Source organism: Mesorhizobium sp. M0028 (assembly GCF_040323855.1).
In the GTDB taxonomy this organism is placed as follows: domain Bacteria; phylum Pseudomonadota; class Alphaproteobacteria; order Rhizobiales; family Rhizobiaceae; genus Mesorhizobium.
In genome coordinates this window covers 184,214-201,359 of sequence record NZ_JAMYVG010000010.1, presented here as the reverse complement: position 1 = coordinate 201,359, position 17,146 = coordinate 184,214, and the positions used below count along the sequence as shown (strand labels likewise).

The window sequence follows — 17,146 nt, the reverse complement described above, 5'->3', positions numbered from 1 at the left end:
GCTGTACCATTTGGCGTCGGCGGTTACCTGGTCGACAACCCGCTGGCAGATCGCCCGATCTTTAGGTCTAAGGAACTGACTTTTCGGTGCTCGTAGCATCTCGACGCCTTGAAACGGGGAGTCACTGTCTCCCGCGCGATACCCATGCGTGGTCTCCGAGCATGGACCCTAAACGCATTCAGACGGAAAATTGCCATTCGTTTGAGTGGTACCGATGTCGCGTGGATAAGTGGCGGTCCGCGAGCTAATCCACCATGTCGCGCAGCGGCTTCTTGCGCTTTGGCGTCCTGTACTTCTCGACCAGCCTGACCTTGTCGATGTCGATCGTCACCAGTGGTCCCAGATCGACGGTCACCCTGCCGCCTTCCTCGTCTACGCGCGTGATCTCTCCGGTAAGCTCGATCTGCTGCCCCTTCTTCACCTTGGTATGATCGATGATCGAATGCGGAAAGCTATAGCTCGGAATCGAGACGTTTACGCAGTGCTGAATGACCCGTTTGCGAAGGCGGCCGGGATCGCCACCTCGTCACGAATGGAAATTCCGCGCGCCGTTCCATGAGTCTGGTGCGCTCGGTGCCTTACTCAAGATATTGCTAATTATGGATGAGCCTGCTTCCTCCAATCGATGGATGAAGCCGATCGTGGGCCGGTGCTATTTTGATGCATCGCGCGACTTACCCGACAAGAGCTGGCTCCAGGGGCAAAATATGAGCAAGACGACTCTCATTGCTATCGCAATCCTCGCGATCAGTGTCGGCTGTGCCGAAGCCAAGGACCGTAAGGTCGAAACCGCGACGCTCGGCACGTACGCCAATTCGAAGAACCTGCCGGTTTGTACCGCGTCAAGCTCACCCTTCGAAGTCCTCGGTGATGAATGTTTTCTCGTCACAGGTTCGATGATCTATGGCGACATCGCCGAACTCTCCCGGACAATCACTTTGAGTTGGTAGCCGAGGCAACAACCTCGCAGCGCATTCTCCGGTATGAAGCTGCGTCGCAGGGGCTGCCTTCGCCCAGATATCGACCCAGTCTTCGCGCGTCGCCAATACCGGCGCAATCCCCAGTCACCACGGGCCTCTCCAAAATTCTTATGCCGTCCGCACCTGCGGTCGAGCGTGTCGCGCCAACACAGCAGCGCCTCTGCATCGTTTGGGCAACCCAACGCATAGCTTCCGGTCCGGAAACTCGCTTACGCGTCTCATCGTCCATTCGGCAGCGGAAAATTAGGCCGATTTGGCAGTGCTCAGAATCGCGTAGCTGTCCTGCGATCCGCTCGGAGAGGATGGCGAGTGGTTGCGGCAACTGCGCCTCAAGCTGGCTGGCGACCGCCGTCTGCAGCGCGCTGCTGCGGAGCAGCGCTGACGCTGCGTTCGTCCGGACCGTCGCAAGACCGCTTGATTGTATCCGGCCTGGAGACAGACAAACGCCGGCGCAATCTCACCCTGAAACCAAAAGACAATATCGATGACCTCCAACAGCTATGCTCCCAAGGGTTCAAGCGCCTGCAAACATTCACCATGCCAATTTCGCCCGCTTCGATAATGACGGCGCCATCAATTTCATGGCGCAAGCCGCTTCATGAACCGGCTAGAAGACCCCACCCCAAAAGCCGCTGATCGATTTGAGCCGCAGTAACGAAGTCTAACCGGGTTCCCAGTACAAGAAGCTCAAACCGCGCAAGACCGCTGATCGATACGGCCACGATCTTCAACGGTCTTGCCCAATGGAAGCCGCCCCAATGGAAATCGCCACGAACGGCCATACGACTAGCCATCTGATGACGTCACGGCGCTATGCGCCTCTCTTCTGGACGCAGTTCCTTTCCGCCTTCAACGACAATTCCTCAAGAACACGCTGGTGTTCCTTATTCTGTTCACCCTGGCGGCGGACAAGCACTTACATGGCGGATTGAAGCGTCGTCATGCGTATCCTAGTCCCTTCATGCGCTGATAGGGTCCGCTCCCACTGCTCGCACAATGGCGTGTCCACAGCCGGTATCAGGGCTGTTAGTGATCTTCACACGCGCACCAATGCGCCTTGTGGCAGTTCTTCTCCCTCGAGATGCAGCTATCGCCGCACGCCTTGCCGGCGGAGCACGTCTTGCAGCAGCCCTCGACCGGGATTGTCGACCAGGGTATTGCGGATCCGGGCGCATGACGATCGGCGCCGTCAGCATCAGAATGCCGGCAATCGCCGCAGCGGCGACGAGTCGAAACATGGTTGCCCCCTCCCAAGGAAGGAGGATCAGAGCATTTGTGATGGCTCAAGTCGAGGGAGGTGCAAACGTGATGAAATGCAAGGTTTTCGCCCACTGCCTCACGGTGGAGGGCTCTCCTTTCATCGTGACATCCAGCCGTCCGGCCCGTTGTCTGAGCGCATTGTCTCGTTGAGTTGCCGAAGCCGCTCTTTTCTCGCCGCCTCGGCCGCGGTCCGTAGCGGGTGAAGGGAAAAGCCTCGAGCTTGGAGGCAGAGGGTCACCGCCTTATGCCAGCGAGGCCCTCGCCGGGTCCACATCTTGAGCTGCTCAAGGGCTTCCTTCGCATTGTTGCAGCCATGCCTGACACCGGTTTCAGTCTTCACGAACACCGGAGGGACGAACCAGATGGGCGCCATGATACCTCCTACTCAGGGGAGAGATACACGTTGGCCTCCTTGGCAGCCGCCTCAAAGGCTTCACGCACCTCTTGGGGGGAGGCGCTGCCCTGGAACGCATCGACGCAGGATTGGACCGCCTTGGTCCACTTCGGGCCCTTTGTGTCCCACCCCATGAGTTCCTCGGCGGCTCCCTCGACGTGGCTGACCCCATTGCGAATGCCCGGACGTTTCGTCTTCACGTAGACCGGGGGAGCGAACCAGAGGGGACCCATAAGGGGGAACTTAGAGCGCCAAGAGCCCGCTGACCAACCCCGCTTTAGCCGCAGCTAAGGAACGATGTAGGCCCTCGCGGGTTTAGAACTCGCAGCGGTCCTTCTTGGATGTGCAGCCGCTGTGGGGGTCCGTCGCCTTTCTCTCACGGGCGGCGGGCTCCTTTCGCGAAGGCGGTGTTGGTCAGAGAACCTTTACCGCAGTTCAAGTTAGCTGGTTGTCATTGGGGGGAGTAATGTCCCCTCCTCTTTTGCAGCGGCCAGGAATGCCTTCCGTGCCTCCTCAGGTTCCATCTCGTCGGCAATGCAGGCCATGCAAACGCGCACCGCGAGGTCCCACCAAGGGCCACGCTTGGTCCACTTCATCAGCTCCTCGCCGGCTGCCTCGGCGTTGTTGACGTTGCGGATGATCCCGGGACGCTCGGTCTTGACGGGGACCGGAGGGTTGAACCAGTGGCGAGCCATGAAGGGGCCTTAGGGCGGCTAGCGGGTTTCCTCTCTATGAACCGGCTCAGCGACGAGGACGGCTAACCATTTGTTAGGGATGGTCTGAGTCCGTGACGGGTGTTTCCAAACGTTCATCGACGTTTATCCGAGCGGTCGGTACGAAGCCGGTATGCATCATCTTCCGGTGGGTGTCGCCCTAGTCATTTCGCTTGTAGTCGGTCTAGCCATTGCGGCGATCGCCTCAAAGGACCATTCGGAAATCTGCGGCATCCGATGCTTATTCGTCCTCGGCGAGAGCGTTAATGTGAGGGCTGTCACGCCAAGGCCGGAATGTCGAGAATGAATGGCAGCACACGGTCGCCATTGCCAGGTCACGACAAGCGAAGTTGGCTGACAGCTACTCCTGGGCGTCGAAAGCCACGCAGAGGCCCATGGCAGTTGCTGCCTCGACGATTGCCTCGGTTAGTTCTTCGTCGGAGGCCACCAAATAAGGCGCAGTCTCCCGAGCTTCGCGTAGTGCCGCTTTGATCGAGACCGTGTCGCGACGGTCCGCCCTGTTGAGGAGTACAGTAATTGCTTGTTCTAGAAACGGACCGACCCTTCGCGCGACGCTCATCCAGCCCTCCCCAGGGACACGCCGAAGGGTGACTCTACTCCCTACCTGAGCGGCATCAAGGCCATGTACGAATTGTACAAATTGGTACGGCGCTGGGCCGCCACAGTCAGGAATGTTTGTAGAATTTCTGTGGTGGGGATCGGACACCGGCTCGCGAAGACCCCCATGTTCCTCCTCGATCCTATTGACGCGCCTCGAGCCGCCTTTCTCCCACAATCCCAGGTCGGTCTGTCCTGACGTACACCGCAGGGGAGAACCAATGGGGTGCTACGAGGCTATTCGCGAATGTCGAACGCAACGAACATGCCAAAGGCTGGGGCAAGGTCGACGATAAGCTCCACCAGCTCGCAGTCACTTTCCACCAGATGTGGCCCGTCTCGGCGCACCGCTGCGATAGTCTCTTTGACGGAGATGATTTGGCCGCGACGGGCTTGTAGGATCAGCTCGTGAACAAGGTGTTTGGCAGTCACTTTGTCGGGTCGGCAGTTCGTCCAAACGTTCATACAAGGCCTCCCACCTCAGCGAGAACCCAAGGGGAACATTCATGATCCTCTGTCGGGAAAAATCAAGAAGAATGTTTGATAGACTTCTGAGTGGGAATCAGGGGGACAAGCCACGAAGCGAGCCTCTATACTCTTTGACCTGACGCCCAGCCAGCCGGCTAGGGACCTTCTTCCGTCGGGCCCTGTTTGGCCCGATCAATAGCCGCAAGTAATGACTGTAGGGTGGGCGGCAGTTCTGGTTCGACCTCCAGATTTAAGAACGTTTGTACGTGATGACGATAGCCTTCGGAACGGATCAGTTTCCGAAACGCTCCGGAGACAGACTGATGGTCTGCTTTGTTGCTCGTTGTCATGTTCGGGAAGTCCGTCCCAATGAGCCGCAACTCGCCCGCAACGAATGGGTTCCATCAGGAGGTCGGAATATTTGGTAGAAATTTCTGAGCGGGAGACCGGATAACTGGCTCGCGCGAAGACCCCCCGTTGCTCGAGCGCATTACCTTCACCAACTACTTCTCGCGCGAGATTGCGTTGCCGGTCCGTCTCGACTTCGATGCCGATTTCCGAGACATGTTCGAGGTGCGCGGCACCACGCGTAGCCGTCGCGGTCGTGCCCCTGACGCGCTGATTGGTGAGGCAAGCGTCACATTTCGGTACGAAGGGCTTGATAATGTAGCGCGCCAGTCGGTCATTGCGGAGCCGGATCAGGTGCATTCCAGTTACGCCGAGTTCCGCATTGTCGTGCCGAGCCGTGACCGCAGGATCCTCCATCTGGATGGTCGGTCACGGCGAAGAGATTCCGTCCAGTGACCGGTTTCGTGCCGCCGCTGCGCGAGCGCGATGTGCGATTCGCTCAAAGCGCCGGCAAGGCGCCACCGTTTTCAGTTCCGGACGCGTGTTCAATGACTGGCTGGCCCGCATACGTACCGACATCGCGCTCCTGACAACCGACCTCGAGACGGGACCATACCCGTATGCCGGCATTCCATGGTTCTCAACCGCCTTTGGTCGCGACGGAGTCATTTCCGCCTTGCAGATGCTCTGGCTCAATCCCGAGCTTGCCCGTGGCGTGCTGGCGTTTCTCGCCCGCTACCAATCGACCGAGACTTCCGTCTTCGGAGACGCGGAGCCAGGCAAGATCATGCACGAAATGCGCAAGGGCAAGATGGCCGTGCTTCGCGAGTTGCCGTTCGGCCGTTACTATGATGGCGTCGACACCACTCCGCTGCACATCTATCTGGCTTCGTCCTACGCCGACAGGACCGGAGATGAGGACTTTGTCGATCGCATTTGGGAATCACTGGGTGCTGCCACGGCTTGGATGGAAGAGGTCGGAGCCCGCAACGGGGAGGGGTTCGTTACCTACAGCAGGGCAGCGGATACGGGCCTCTTCAATCAGGGCTGGAAGGACAGTGCCGATGCGATCTTCCATACCGACGGCACTATTCCCAAGGGACCGATCGCCTTAGTCGAGCTGCAAGGTTACGTCTTCGCAGCATACCAACCGCGCTGAACGCTCGCACCTACCAAGCCGGACAGCGCTACTGGTCGCTGCATGTTGCACCGGAGCGGAAGAAGCTCGAACGCCGAGGCTTTACCCCAAGCCAGATCGACGCCGAGATCAGCCGCTATGCGACGGCGATCAGCCGCATCCTTCACTCTCAAAAGCAATATGGCTCAACACCGGATAGTGCCGCATGAGCGAGGGAGCGAGCATGTCCGTCCGCGAAGCGGAACGGAATGGGGGTGTGGGGCCTCAGGCCCCACGTCTTGGCGCCGCGCGCGCGATGGCATTTCGAGGCAGTGGAGCGCATGCCCGATGACAGGTTCCTCGCGAGCACCAGGCCGCGCACCATGAGCTGCGCTCGCCGTCTGTCGACCTGGTTGCCGCCGTGCTTGAGCGCGAGTGGTGCCGGTGGCCTGAAGGTCGCGACGAATCAACCGCCGGCCCAGTTCAACCCGCGCGACGTCCTTCAAAGCTCGGGGGATCGATCTTCACCAAGCGGTCTGCGGCCTCGACCGCAGTTCGTATCCTGCTGCACAGCGCAAGATTTTCGGCCAGCATTTCTTCAGTGCGTTGAAGTGCGAGCTCGGTCCGGTGGATGCGCTGCCTGGCATTGGCAACTTCCGATGTCAAAAGATCGGCCGCCATCCCGTGGCCGTGGGGTTCCATAGTGTCCATGGGTTTCTAATACATGGGGGGCGATATCGTTCCATGATGTCGGGCGAAACGGCGGGCCGCAGAAAAGCGCGATGGGCCGAATGACCAATGCGCTCCCTGTCAAAACAGCGGACGCTGAGGAAGATCACAAGGGAAGCACTAAGGCGCAACTCAACCTCAAAGCGAACGGTCCGTTTTTTTGGAACTTTGTGGGCTGGTCGACAAATTGCACGACGTTCCCTGATATGACAGGCACTCTGACCCTGTCGTTCCCAGTCAGGCGAATGTCGCTGTCGTCTCGACGGACCAAAACCATCACCTTTCGGACCGATCACGTGACGATTCGCGACGGCATGAAAAGATGGACGGCGGCACCCGCTAGCGGGTGCCTTGTCGGTGCTGCAGGCCGCAGGCCGAAGCAAGGGGGAGGCCGGTTTTCTGCTTGTGGGGGAACAGCGCCTTTTATTACCCCTGCCCAATACCGAGCAGGTGCGCGACCAACGCAGGCGTGATGAATGCGAGCAGTTCCACACGAGCAGACCGACCCCACCAGCGCCGCATCCTCGCGACGACTCGGACCGTCTCGAAATGCACGGGCACTGTTTAAACCATCAGGACGGTGGAGAGGGCGAGAGCAGTAGCTATTCTGAAATCTCCAACGATGGTCGGCAAACCGATAATGGAAGCGAGCAGTCAGTCGGCGCCAGAATGGTTGTCGGCCACCTAAGTCGAAGAAATTCTGGAGGAGGAACAAGGCGTCCAAAGGACGGGGTCAATCACCGCCCAGCATACGGCTACGAGGTGTGGTTCAGGGGATTTAGCCGTAGTGCCAGTGCGGCTTTGGCTCGGTGCCGGTGAACATGACGCCGATGCGGTCTTCGCGACGCCAACGAACCACCGCCTTGTAGGCGATGCCGTCGGTCGGCACATAGAGCAGGAATTCGTCGGGGACGCGAGCGTCGATCGAGGCCTTCAGTTCGGCGCCGCCGGCATGCATGTTGCGCACCGTGCACGTGACCTCGGAATGGGTCATGCCGGTCAGGATTGTTGCGCCCTTGAAGACGCGCTGCCTGCGTTGGCGCCTCTGTTCGTCTTCAGCCATTTCGCCTAATTCCCGGCGTCTGTCGCTTCGTGTAGTTTTTGGTCTGCCAGATAATTGAGCTTGGCTGATGAACATAGCGTTATCGTCAGAGGCGGCGTGACATGCGGGATCGGTTGTGGAAGTACGTTTCAGGAGCATGCCGGCCTCCTACCAAAGGGCTTGCCAAGGCCGCCGGCGACCCCACAATGGGTCAAGCCGGGGATCAAAGCCCGCGTGAAGCACCTTGCGGCAAGGAAGAGCTTCGCTGCAGGTTTTTTGATGGAGAACTAGCTGCGGCGTCCGACTAGAATGAGCCTTATGTTCCAATCAACGGAACCGTGACGGTTGTCGCATAATTAATCGGATACCGGTCGAAATACGGGAATTCAATCACGAACGCATATTTGGCGGTCAGATGGGCCATTCGAAAGCCGCCGCTGGGGGCGTCGATTGCTATTGTTATGTTGACATCGCTTAATCCCAAACTCAGCAATTTTGCCGTGGCTATCGCTTTTATCTCGGCTTCGGTCAGCGAGTTCTTCATTTGCAGCGCTCGTGAGGACGTTTCCAGAGTATAGCGAACACTCGACATGGCATTCAGAGCCCAGCCGAATGCGAAGATGCCGATCAAAAGCATTATCAGAATAGGCGCGATCAGCGCGAACTCCAATGCGGCTCCGCCTGATACCCCACGTATGAAGGCTCCCGCTTTAGCGGACACGAATCACCTGTTTGTGGCTGATCCCGCGCGAGAGGGAAAAATCGCCAAAACTGAAGGGCGGGAACCAGGTGGCTGTCGCCTGGATTTCGACGAAAACCGCGGGAGCTTTCAAACTGTCGCACAGGACAGATGGATCGACCACGGTGATCCCGCACATATATTTCCGGCTCAGCGTCACCTGCGCGTCATCGGGATGATTTTCCCAGCTCGAAAGGGCGACGGCTTGGGTAGCCGCGTCGTCGGCCGCGCCTTGCATCACGAGGTTCGCCGCCGTTTTGACGCCTGCACGCATCGACAACGCGCTTGATACGAAAGACCAGCCGTTAATAACGCCAAGAAGTACCAGGCAAAGGATCGGCACAATCAGCGCAAACTCTACCGCAGCAACACCCGAATCGCTCCGGAACATCCGGACGGATCGCCGTTCCACGAAGATTACTCCACAAGCCGAACGGATTGCGTCGCCGGAATGTCGCGCATTCCGAGGCTCGTGCAATCCTGGCTGATGCTCGTGTTGCCGGACCACTGCAAGGTACCGGCGACGACCTGCGTGCAACCACCTTTGCCAGAGAAATTGCCCAGAAAATTGACATCCTGGGTTGGAAAATACAAAGCGCCGGTCAAAAGCGAGTCCGCCGTGCCATTGAACGTGTTCGATCCCGCCAGGTTGCCTCTGTTGCCGTAAAACAGCACACCGGAATACGTGCCCGACGTCGGTGCGCTAAGCTTGACGGTGGCGTTGCCGTTCATGCTGACGCTCGATGTGCCGGCCAGATAGATGATGACTCCGTCGCCGGAAATATTGGCGTTCGCGTTCGCCTTGAAATCACCGCCTTGAATGACGTACACGCCGGGCGCGAGCGCAACATTGCCGCTCAAGCTCAGCCCGCTGCAGTATGTCCCGGGGTTCAGGGTCGACAATTTCGAGTTTTGACAGGGGGTTGTGGCTGGTGGCGCCAGCAGGTCGGCAAAGGGATCACCAGCGGGTAAGGCCTGGGTTATCGGGCTGGCGCAAACAGTCGTCACGGGGTTGTTCAACGAAACACCGCCGGCCGATATCAGGCAGTCGGCCTGAAGGTTTGCCGATCCCTGAAGCTTGATCGCATCGGCGGCAATGGAATTGGACATGACGGAGCAGCCCGTCATTTTTATGGTCGAACTGCCGGAAAACAGCGCCGCTCTCGGGGCGGAACGATTGAGCGACAAAGCGCAGGCCTTTGAGGCGTCAGTGATAAAAGCCACCGCTCTTGCCCGTGCGCCGATCGCGTTTTGCGTGAATATCGATGTGAAAAACCGATCGAGGGTCTGATGAACGATGACCTCGACGGCCTTTTGGGCGACATTCGGGCCAGAGGACGGGGGAGTGAAGATTTCGATTGTGCCTGTTGACGGGTCCCAGCCGTTCGTCGTCGCTGACAGTGTCGCGGCGGCGACTATCGTTGGCTTGTCAGATCCCGAAACCTTTTCCAAAGCGCCAGCATAGGCTGCCGCATCCGCCACCGCCTGTAATTTCAGGCTGCTAAAGTACCAGTAGGAGGTCTCGATACCGAGACCCGCTGCGCCGACGACAATCGGCAAAGATAGGGCAAAAATAGTAGCAACGTTGCCGCTCGTCCCGACGCCTCGTCGCAAACACCGAACCAACCGCCTCGATATGGGGCGCCCCATTTCCATGGGGTATTTAACGAAAGATGGATGAAGGAATGGCTAAGAATTGCGCTCCATTTGATATATCCGCTCCTTGGCGCGGCCGGCACAAGTTCCCGCGGCCGCACTCGGCGAGCACGCTGCTGGTCGCTGGCCCTCTCTTCAACCGGCGGCGCCAGTCGCGTATCGGGTTAGCGTTTCCAGTCTCGATGATTGACTTTGCGAGTGTTTCGCCCTCGTGGGTAGGCTAACGGCCATAGCCGCGACAAATGAAATCAGATTTGCGCCAGCGCAAAGCGTGCACGGCAAGCAGGCCTCACCTGCACGCGCTCCACTTTGACAACCCTAGGCGCCAATTGCACGGCGCTTCCAGGAGTTCCACCTCGAGCTATGTGCGCTCTCGCGCGAAACAGCGCGCCCCCTTGCCAGGCCTTCGAAGCAATCCGTCGCTGAGAACACGCGCGACTCACGAGCGTTTCAATGGAGGGGAGTTGGTTGCCACGCTCGATGTGGGAGATACTTTCCAGTTGCGGCCGATGCGATCGGCCATTGGTTTGGACGCGTACATGCCGTTCGCAGGCGGCTTGTGGGCGCGACGTGAACGGAAAAGAAACGTTTCCAATATTAGATTCCGCGATTCGAATGAATCTCGCCTGTTCGGCATAGTCGCAACGCGGTGCTGGGCTAGTCGTGCCAACAAATCAATTAGCGCCCTGGCGGAACTGAGCCCGATGAACAGCTTGACGATACGCCGCCGCATACTCGCCAGTTTCGCGGCCGTTCTGGTTGTCATGTCGGTTATGGCCATCATTACATACGTTTGGTTTCTCCAGACGGAGCAAGAAGCGACCAGCGTGGAAAAGGAAACTCTTCCGGACCTCTATCACAGCACCCAGATCATGATGGGACAGATGGATGCCCATAGTCTTCTCCAGGAATATGCTCTTCAGGACAATCCTGCCGACAAGCGGGCTTTCGAGACTACCATCAAGGCGAACCGCGACGCCCTGCAACGGTCGATGGACGAGTATGAAGAGACCATTGAGTCCGATTTGGACAAGCAGAACTACGCTGTCGTCAAGGACCTCGCCGATCAATTCCGCCAAGCCGAAGCCGCCGTACTGGATGCCAGTCGTGCCGCGTTGGCGAAGGGAGAGATCCCCAACGAGCGCCCGGCCATCAAGAACAATGTGGAGCCGATCTTTCGGAAATTGCAATCGGCTCTGCAAGCCATGGTCGAGGACCATAGAGGAGAGGCAAACAGCTCGACCCAAAAGATAGGTTCGATCGTCCGCACAGCGAAGTTGGGCCTGATTGCCGGGTTCCTCGTAGCACTCGGTTTGGCCCTTTTGTGCGGCTATCTTCTATTCCGTGCCGTTAGTGTCCCGCTTGGCCGATTGGTCGATCTCGTCCGTGTAATGCGCCTGGGCGACTTCAGCGGGCGCCTCGATTTGAAGCGCAAGGACGAGTTTGACACGCTGGCTGAGGGCTTCAACACCATGGCCGATGATCTCACCACGCTGATAGGCCAGGTTCAGAAATCCAGCATTCAAGTCAACACATCGATAACCGAGGTGGCCGCCACCTCAAAGGAACAGCAGGCAACCGCAAATGAGATCGCGGCCACTACGACCGAAATCCGAGCGACCGCGAAGGAAATCTCGGCAACCTCCAATGAGCTCGTACGAACGATGAGCGAAGTTTCTGCGGTCGCCGAGCAAACCGCCACGCTCGCCACCGGCGGACAAGCAGGGCTGGCACGCATGGAGGCAACCATGCAGCACGTCATGGAAGCCGCCACCGCGATTAATTCCAAACTTGCGATCCTGAGCGAGAAGGCCGGCAATATCAATCAGGTGGTGACCACGATCACCAAGGTTGCCGACCAGACCAACCTTCTTTCGCTAAACGCCGCAATCGAGGCTGAAAAGGCGGGCCAATATGGGCGAGGCTTTGCGGTCGTGGCAACGGAGATCCGGCGGCTTGCCGACCAAACCGCCGTCTCGACATACGACATCGAGCAGATGGTCAAGGAAATTCAATCCGCCGTCGCAGCCGGCGTCATGGGCATGGACAAATTCTCCGAGGAGGTCCGACGTGGCATGCAAGATGTGCAGCAGGTCGGCGGCCAACTCTACGAGATTATTCAGCAGGTCCAGGGCTTGGTGCCACGCTTCGAAGTCGCCAATGAAGGAATGCAGGCCCAGGCAACGGGCGCAGCGCAGATCAGTGAGACGCTGATACAATTGAGCGAAGCCGCTCAGCAAACGGTTGAATCCCTCCAGCAATCCACGCTCGCGATCGACGAACTCAATCAGGTTTCGGGCGGGTTACGCAGCAGCATTTCCCGTTTCAAACTGCGGGCGCTACGAGAGGTGCCTGCGAGCTAGGACGACTATGCTATTCCTCGGGTTCTGTATAGGTGGCGACCGGTATGTGCTGGACATGGAGCAGGTTGAAGAGGTCCTGCCTTACATTGGCGTGAGAACGCTGCCGGGCGCGCCGAACGGCGTAGTAGGCCTAATCAACTGCCGGGGCTTACCCGTTCCCATGATCGATCTCAGCCTGCTTGCGCTTGGCCGCCCCTCGGCGCTGGTGCTGAGCACACGAATCGTTCTGATACGCTATCCAACCAAGGATGGTGAGAACCACCTGCTTGCGCTTGTTGCTGAACGAGCGACCGATATGCTCGAGCGGGATCCTTCTGACTTCGCGCCGTCCGGGATGGAGGCGGGAACTCCGCCCTACTTGGGCCCCGTGGCGTCCGACGATAGAGGACTTGTCCAGTGGGTCAGGGCCGAAGCGCTGCTATCGGACGACATTCGCAAAACGTTGTTCCGTCAGGTCGCGATGAGTTCATGATGTTTGGTGCGGTCGAACAGCTATTGAGGGAAAAGATTGGACTGGACAGCGGCACTGTCGGTCTGTCGGTGATCCGTCACGCGCTCCGGGAGCGGATGTCAGCCTGCCGGATCAGCGGGCTTCAAGATTATTGGCAGTTGCTGGCTGGCTCCCCATCCGAGCTCCAGGAACTGATCAACGCGGTTGTCGTACCGGAGACATGGTTCTTCCGAGATCGTGAAGCTTTCACTGCAATGACGCGTCATGCACGGGCGCGCATGCGGCCGGGTCAACCCATAATGCTCTTGAGCCTACCATGTTCGACAGGCGAAGAGCCCTATTCGATGGCGATGGCCATGTTCGATGCTGGTTTCGGAGCACAGGATTTCAAGATTGACGCAGTCGACGTGAGCACGGGCAATCTCGCGGCCGCGGAGCGCGCGGTCTACGGGCGCAACTCATTTCGCGGCGATTTTCTCGAATTCAGAGGGCGCTATCTCGAAGCGGCCGAAGGCGGACTACGGCCTGAGGTGCGGGTCCTGAAGCAAGTCCGGTTCAGGCTTGGCAACCTGTTTGATCCTGCGGCCTCGTATGGGCCGGCACCGTACGACATTATTTTTTGCCGCAACCTGCTGATCTATTTCAACCGAAACCTGCAAGACCGCGCGCTGGTTTGTCTGAAGACCCTCCTCGCGCCAGATGGCCTGCTGCTCGTCGGTCCAGCGGAATCAGGCCTTCCGATTCTGCACGGCTTTGCTTCAGCGCGATTACCGATGGCATTTGCGTTCACGAACGTGGAGCCGGCTAAGGCGCCCCGGACGGTTGCCCCCTCCAAGTCGCGCTTCGGTCCGGCCACCCCTGCTCCTATCTCTGACGTCAGCAAAGTGCTGAGCCCGATCCGGCCGGCCTCCAGTAATGCAGCGAAAGTGGAGCGCTCCTTCCACCCTTCCGAGCGGGCGGCCCAAAGCCTCGCTTCTGTAGAACGCACCGCCAATGCCGGACGAGTTGCGGAAGCAAAGGAACTCGCGCTGACGCATCTCGGGGAATACGGTCCTTCGCCGGAAATCTTCTATCTGCTCGGGCTAGCTCAGGATGCAGAAGATGCGCGTTCCGAGGCGATCCAGAACTATCGCAAGGCCCTCTATCTCGAACCCCGCCATCAAGAAGCCCTCGCGCATCTTGCGCTGCTGCTTCGCAAGCAGGGTGACATCGCCGGTGCCGAGGCACTCACCGGGCGGCTCGGTCGGATTGGGAAAAGGAGCGGCACTTGACGTCAGCTGAGCCCGGTAGCGCATCATCGGTGCCGGACATTGCCATCGGCGACTGCTGGCGGCAAATAGGCGTTCGTGGTGACAGATCGTGCCCTGAACTGGAGCAACATCTCCACTGCCGGAACTGCCCGACCTATAAGGAAATCGCACGGAACCTCCTGAACCGTCCGCTGCCGCCCGGCTATCGGGACGAGTGGGCCCGACATTTTGCCCAGGCAAGGACCGATGAAGCAGTCGGGAATGCCGAGAGCAGTGCATTTCAGACGGTCGTTGTCTTTCGTCTCGGCGAGGAATGGCTGGCGCTTCCGGTTGGCTGCTTCCAAGAAGTGGCCGAGCTGCGTAGCATTCATTCGCTGCCACACCGCAGGAACAGTGCGGTTCTCGGCATTGTCAATGTTCGAGGCGAATTGCTGGTTTGCATTTCGTTGGCCAAACTGCTCGGAGTAGACGACCGCAAAACGCGGGTACAGGACACGCGGACCAAGGCATTTCCGCGTCTTATCGTCGTCGGCAACAGCGACAAGCGCGTTGCTTTTGCTGTGGACGAAATGCACGGCATTTATCGATTCAAACAGAGCGACAAGCTTGCCTTGCCTGCTACCGTTGGCAAGGCGTCCTCGACCATGACGGCAGCCATGGTCTCGTGGCGAAGGGGCGCGGTCGGTTGTCTGGACGAGGCGCTGCTGCTGGCCATGCTCGATCGAGCTATCGCATGAGCGGCGCGGACTACAGCCAATTTTCGATGCTCGACCTCTTTCGGGCCGAATTGGAGACGCAGTCGCAGGCCCTGACGTCCGGTCTGCTAGCGCTCGAACGCGATCCCGTGTCCGCCCAGAGTCTCGACGCTTGCATGCGGGCTGCCCATTCGCTGAAGGGGGCGGCCCGGATCGTCGATCTGACGCCGGCGGTGGAAGTTGCGCACGCGATGGAAGAGTGCCTGGTCGCCGCACAGCGGGGGCGTCTCAGCCTGAGTCGCGAGCACATCGATACACTTTTGAAAGGCGTCGATCTCCTCGGATCCATAGCGAGTGAGCCTGCCTCGGCCGATGAGAGCGCCAAACTGGAAATAGCCGGTTTTCTGCTGGCGCTTGAGCAGGCATCCTCCCCATCGACAGCATCAGAGACGGAGCTCGCCGGCTCAAATGCTGCCCCGCAGGAGGCGCCGTGGGCCTCTTCGGCGAAGGAGACGAGCGTCCTCGCTCGATCGGAACCACTTCTTCAACCTTATGGCGGCGTCGGTTCCGACCGTATGGTGCGGGTAACGGCCGATAGTCTAAACCGCTTACTAGGGCTTGCCGGTGAGTCCCTGATGGAGGCTCGTCGCCTCAGGCCGTTTACGGGCGGCCTACTTCGACTGAAACGGATTCAGTCGGATCTGGCCATTGCCTTCGACGTGCTAGGCGACGCACTGGCCGAGATTCCTAAGGACGATCGGGCGGTGCAAGCACTGGCAGAGGCGCTGCAAAAACTTCGGCTGAGCCAGACGTTCCTCGCAGAGCGCCTTGACGAATTGGACTCGATTGACCGCAGAGCCACTGACCTTGCGAACCGACTCTATGACGAAACGCTGGCGAGTCGCATGCGCCCCTTCGAGGATGGCGTCCGGCACTACTCAAGGACGGTGCGCGACCTTGGCCGAACCTTGGGGAAGAACGTGCGGTTAGACATCGTCGGGGGCTCAACTGGCATCGATCGCGACATCCTGGACCAACTCGAGGCACCACTCGGCCATCTCCTCCGCAATGCTGTCGACCATGGGCTCGAAACGACCGACGAACGTATAGCAGCCGGCAAATCTGAAGAAGGTGTCATCAGGCTCGAAGCACGGCACAATGCGGGCCTGCTGCAGATAATCGTCGCGGACGACGGAAGGGGAATCGATCTGAACAAGCTGCGCGAGACGGTCGTGGCGCGCGGCCTGACGACAGAGGAGACCGTCGGCAGACTTGCCGAAGCGGAATTGCTCGAATTTCTGTTTCTGCCAGGCTTTTCGATGAAAGCGACGGTTAGCAACATCTCCGGACGCGGCGTGGGGCTCGATGCCGTACAGGCGATGACCAAGCAGGTCCGAGGCCTCGCAACCGTCTCCTCAGAGTTCGGCTTCGGAACCCGATTTCAACTACAGCTGCCGTTGACCTTGTCGGTGCTCCGCACGCTGCTCGTCGACATTGACGGAGAGCCATACGCCTTCCCGCTCGCAGGCATCGCCAGCACGATAAAGTTGCCGCGCACGCGCATCGAACTGCTCGAAGGCCGGCCGCATTTCCGCTTCGAGGATCGACAGATCGGACTAGTCACCGCGCACGAGGTTCTTGACCGCGCTGAGCCGCAAGCAGACGCCGATGAACTTTCAGTCGTTCTGATTAATGGTGATCACGGTGAAACCCACGGGTTGATTGTCGACCGCTTCCTGGGCGAGCGCGAGTTGGTGGTCCGGCCGCTAGATCCTCGCTTTGCCAAGGTCAAGGACATCAGCGCGGCGGCGTTGATGGAAGATGGTTCGCCCGTGCTTATCGTTGATGTCGACGATCTGATCCGATCAGTAGACAAGCTCGCGTCATCCGGCGGCCTACGCACCTTGCGGCGTGGTACTACCAGCCCCGATCTTAGGCGGCGCAAGCGCGTTCTGGTGGTCGACGATTCTTTGACGGTACGTGAGCTCGAACGCAAGCTGCTGGACAATAACGGCTATGAGGTCGAGGTGGCGATTGATGGTATGGATGGATGGAACGCCATACGGTCTGAACCATTCGATCTTGTTATCACCGATGTTGATATGCCGCGCATGGACGGCATCGAACTGGTGACCTTGATGAAGAAGGACAGCCGGCTCGGGAACACCCCGATCATGATCGTGTCGTACAAAGATCGCGAAGACGATCGCAGGCGAGGTCTGGACGCCGGCGCGGACTACTACCTGACTAAAGGGAGTTTCCACGACGAGACACTGCTCCATGCAGTCGTCGACCTGATCGGCCAGGCGACAGAATGAGGCGC

Annotated in this window: 19 protein-coding genes; 9 read left to right on the top strand and 10 right to left on the bottom strand. The window is 59.0% G+C overall.

Features of this window, described 5'->3' with window-relative positions; genetic code table 11:
• Positions 1-244: 244 nt before the first annotated feature.
• Positions 245-421, bottom strand: a complete 177-nt coding sequence (locus tag NKJ93_RS20185; protein ID WP_023680685.1) for a hypothetical protein — start codon at positions 419-421, stop codon at positions 245-247.
• 67 nt (positions 422-488) lie between these two features.
• On the opposite strand from NKJ93_RS20185, the gene NKJ93_RS20180 reads away from it, so the two are divergent.
• Positions 489-950 carry a hypothetical protein gene (locus NKJ93_RS20180; protein WP_352469333.1) on the top strand — a complete coding sequence of 154 codons (462 nt, stop codon included), beginning with the start codon at positions 489-491 and terminating at the stop codon, positions 948-950.
• 1,671 nt (positions 951-2,621) lie between these two features.
• Here the strand turns inward: NKJ93_RS20180 and NKJ93_RS20175 are convergent.
• The 4 genes from NKJ93_RS20175 to NKJ93_RS20160 form a co-directional block, all read right to left on the bottom strand.
• A complete protein-coding gene (locus tag NKJ93_RS20175) occupies positions 2,622-2,867 on the bottom strand; it encodes a DUF982 domain-containing protein (RefSeq protein ID WP_352469334.1) in 246 nt (81 codons plus the stop codon).
• Between the two features lie 207 nt (positions 2,868-3,074).
• Positions 3,075-3,329: a DUF982 domain-containing protein gene (locus NKJ93_RS20170; RefSeq protein WP_352469335.1), complete on the bottom strand. Its 255-nt coding sequence runs from the start codon at positions 3,327-3,329 to the stop codon at positions 3,075-3,077.
• A 379-nt stretch (positions 3,330-3,708) separates the two neighbouring features.
• On the bottom strand, positions 3,709-3,927 hold the full coding sequence (locus tag NKJ93_RS20165) for a hypothetical protein (protein WP_352469336.1): 219 nt from the start codon (positions 3,925-3,927) through the stop codon (positions 3,709-3,711).
• 275 nt (positions 3,928-4,202) lie between these two features.
• The gene (locus tag NKJ93_RS20160) at positions 4,203-4,430 is read right to left on the bottom strand and encodes a hypothetical protein (protein WP_352469337.1); all 228 of its coding nucleotides are present in this window, start codon (positions 4,428-4,430) and stop codon (positions 4,203-4,205) included.
• A gap of 480 nt (positions 4,431-4,910) precedes the next feature.
• On the opposite strand from NKJ93_RS20160, the gene NKJ93_RS20155 reads away from it, so the two are divergent.
• From NKJ93_RS20155 to NKJ93_RS20145, 3 genes are all read left to right on the top strand, one after another.
• Positions 4,911-5,237 (top strand): glycogen debranching N-terminal domain-containing protein, encoded by a 327-nt coding sequence (locus NKJ93_RS20155; RefSeq protein WP_023722971.1) that lies wholly within the window; start codon positions 4,911-4,913, stop codon positions 5,235-5,237.
• Positions 5,238-5,322: 85 nt separating this feature from the next.
• On the top strand, positions 5,323-5,940 hold the full coding sequence (locus tag NKJ93_RS20150; RefSeq protein ID WP_023722970.1) for an amylo-alpha-1,6-glucosidase: 618 nt from the start codon (positions 5,323-5,325) through the stop codon (positions 5,938-5,940).
• The gene (locus tag NKJ93_RS20145; RefSeq protein ID WP_352536487.1) at positions 5,829-6,128 is read left to right on the top strand and encodes a DUF6074 family protein; all 300 of its coding nucleotides are present in this window, start codon (positions 5,829-5,831) and stop codon (positions 6,126-6,128) included. The genes NKJ93_RS20150 and NKJ93_RS20145 overlap by 112 nt, the downstream gene beginning before the upstream one ends.
• A gap of 253 nt (positions 6,129-6,381) precedes the next feature.
• Here the strand turns inward: NKJ93_RS20145 and NKJ93_RS20140 are convergent, their stop codons facing one another.
• The 5 genes from NKJ93_RS20140 to NKJ93_RS20120 all read right to left on the bottom strand — a co-directional run bounded on the left by NKJ93_RS20140 (position 6,382) and on the right by NKJ93_RS20120 (position 10,058).
• Positions 6,382-6,579 (bottom strand): hypothetical protein, encoded by a 198-nt coding sequence (locus NKJ93_RS20140; protein ID WP_023722969.1) that lies wholly within the window; start codon positions 6,577-6,579, stop codon positions 6,382-6,384.
• 826 nt (positions 6,580-7,405) lie between these two features.
• Positions 7,406-7,690 (bottom strand): PilZ domain-containing protein, encoded by a 285-nt coding sequence (locus NKJ93_RS20135; RefSeq protein ID WP_023680838.1) that lies wholly within the window; start codon positions 7,688-7,690, stop codon positions 7,406-7,408.
• A gap of 295 nt (positions 7,691-7,985) precedes the next feature.
• Positions 7,986-8,339 (bottom strand): TadE/TadG family type IV pilus assembly protein, encoded by a 354-nt coding sequence (locus tag NKJ93_RS20130; RefSeq protein WP_352469275.1) that lies wholly within the window; start codon positions 8,337-8,339, stop codon positions 7,986-7,988.
• A 40-nt stretch (positions 8,340-8,379) separates the two neighbouring features.
• Positions 8,380-8,820: a TadE/TadG family type IV pilus assembly protein gene (locus tag NKJ93_RS20125; protein WP_031195389.1), complete on the bottom strand. Its 441-nt coding sequence runs from the start codon at positions 8,818-8,820 to the stop codon at positions 8,380-8,382.
• A gap of 5 nt (positions 8,821-8,825) precedes the next feature.
• Positions 8,826-10,058, bottom strand: a complete 1,233-nt coding sequence (locus tag NKJ93_RS20120) for a pilus assembly protein TadG-related protein (protein WP_352469276.1) — start codon at positions 10,056-10,058, stop codon at positions 8,826-8,828.
• A 470-nt stretch (positions 10,059-10,528) separates the two neighbouring features.
• Between NKJ93_RS20120 and NKJ93_RS20115 the strand changes: the two genes are divergently transcribed.
• From NKJ93_RS20115 to NKJ93_RS20095, 5 genes are read left to right on the top strand one after another with little or no spacing between them, the layout of a single operon-like run.
• Complete coding sequence (locus tag NKJ93_RS20115) at positions 10,529-12,427, top strand: methyl-accepting chemotaxis protein (RefSeq protein WP_352516342.1); 1,899 nt, start codon at positions 10,529-10,531, stop codon at positions 12,425-12,427.
• Positions 12,428-12,434: 7 nt separating this feature from the next.
• The gene (locus NKJ93_RS20110) at positions 12,435-12,899 is read left to right on the top strand and encodes a chemotaxis protein CheW (RefSeq protein WP_023680840.1); all 465 of its coding nucleotides are present in this window, start codon (positions 12,435-12,437) and stop codon (positions 12,897-12,899) included.
• Positions 12,896-14,149, top strand: a complete 1,254-nt coding sequence (locus NKJ93_RS20105) for a CheR family methyltransferase (RefSeq protein ID WP_023722963.1) — start codon at positions 12,896-12,898, stop codon at positions 14,147-14,149. The genes NKJ93_RS20110 and NKJ93_RS20105 overlap by 4 nt, the downstream gene beginning before the upstream one ends.
• The gene (locus NKJ93_RS20100) at positions 14,146-14,865 is read left to right on the top strand and encodes a chemotaxis protein CheW (protein WP_051409790.1); all 720 of its coding nucleotides are present in this window, start codon (positions 14,146-14,148) and stop codon (positions 14,863-14,865) included. Before NKJ93_RS20105 ends, NKJ93_RS20100 begins: the two co-directional genes overlap by 4 nt.
• Positions 14,862-17,141, top strand: a complete 2,280-nt coding sequence (locus NKJ93_RS20095) for a hybrid sensor histidine kinase/response regulator (protein ID WP_023722961.1) — start codon at positions 14,862-14,864, stop codon at positions 17,139-17,141. Before NKJ93_RS20100 ends, NKJ93_RS20095 begins: the two co-directional genes overlap by 4 nt.
• The last annotated feature ends 5 nt before the right edge of the window (positions 17,142-17,146 follow it).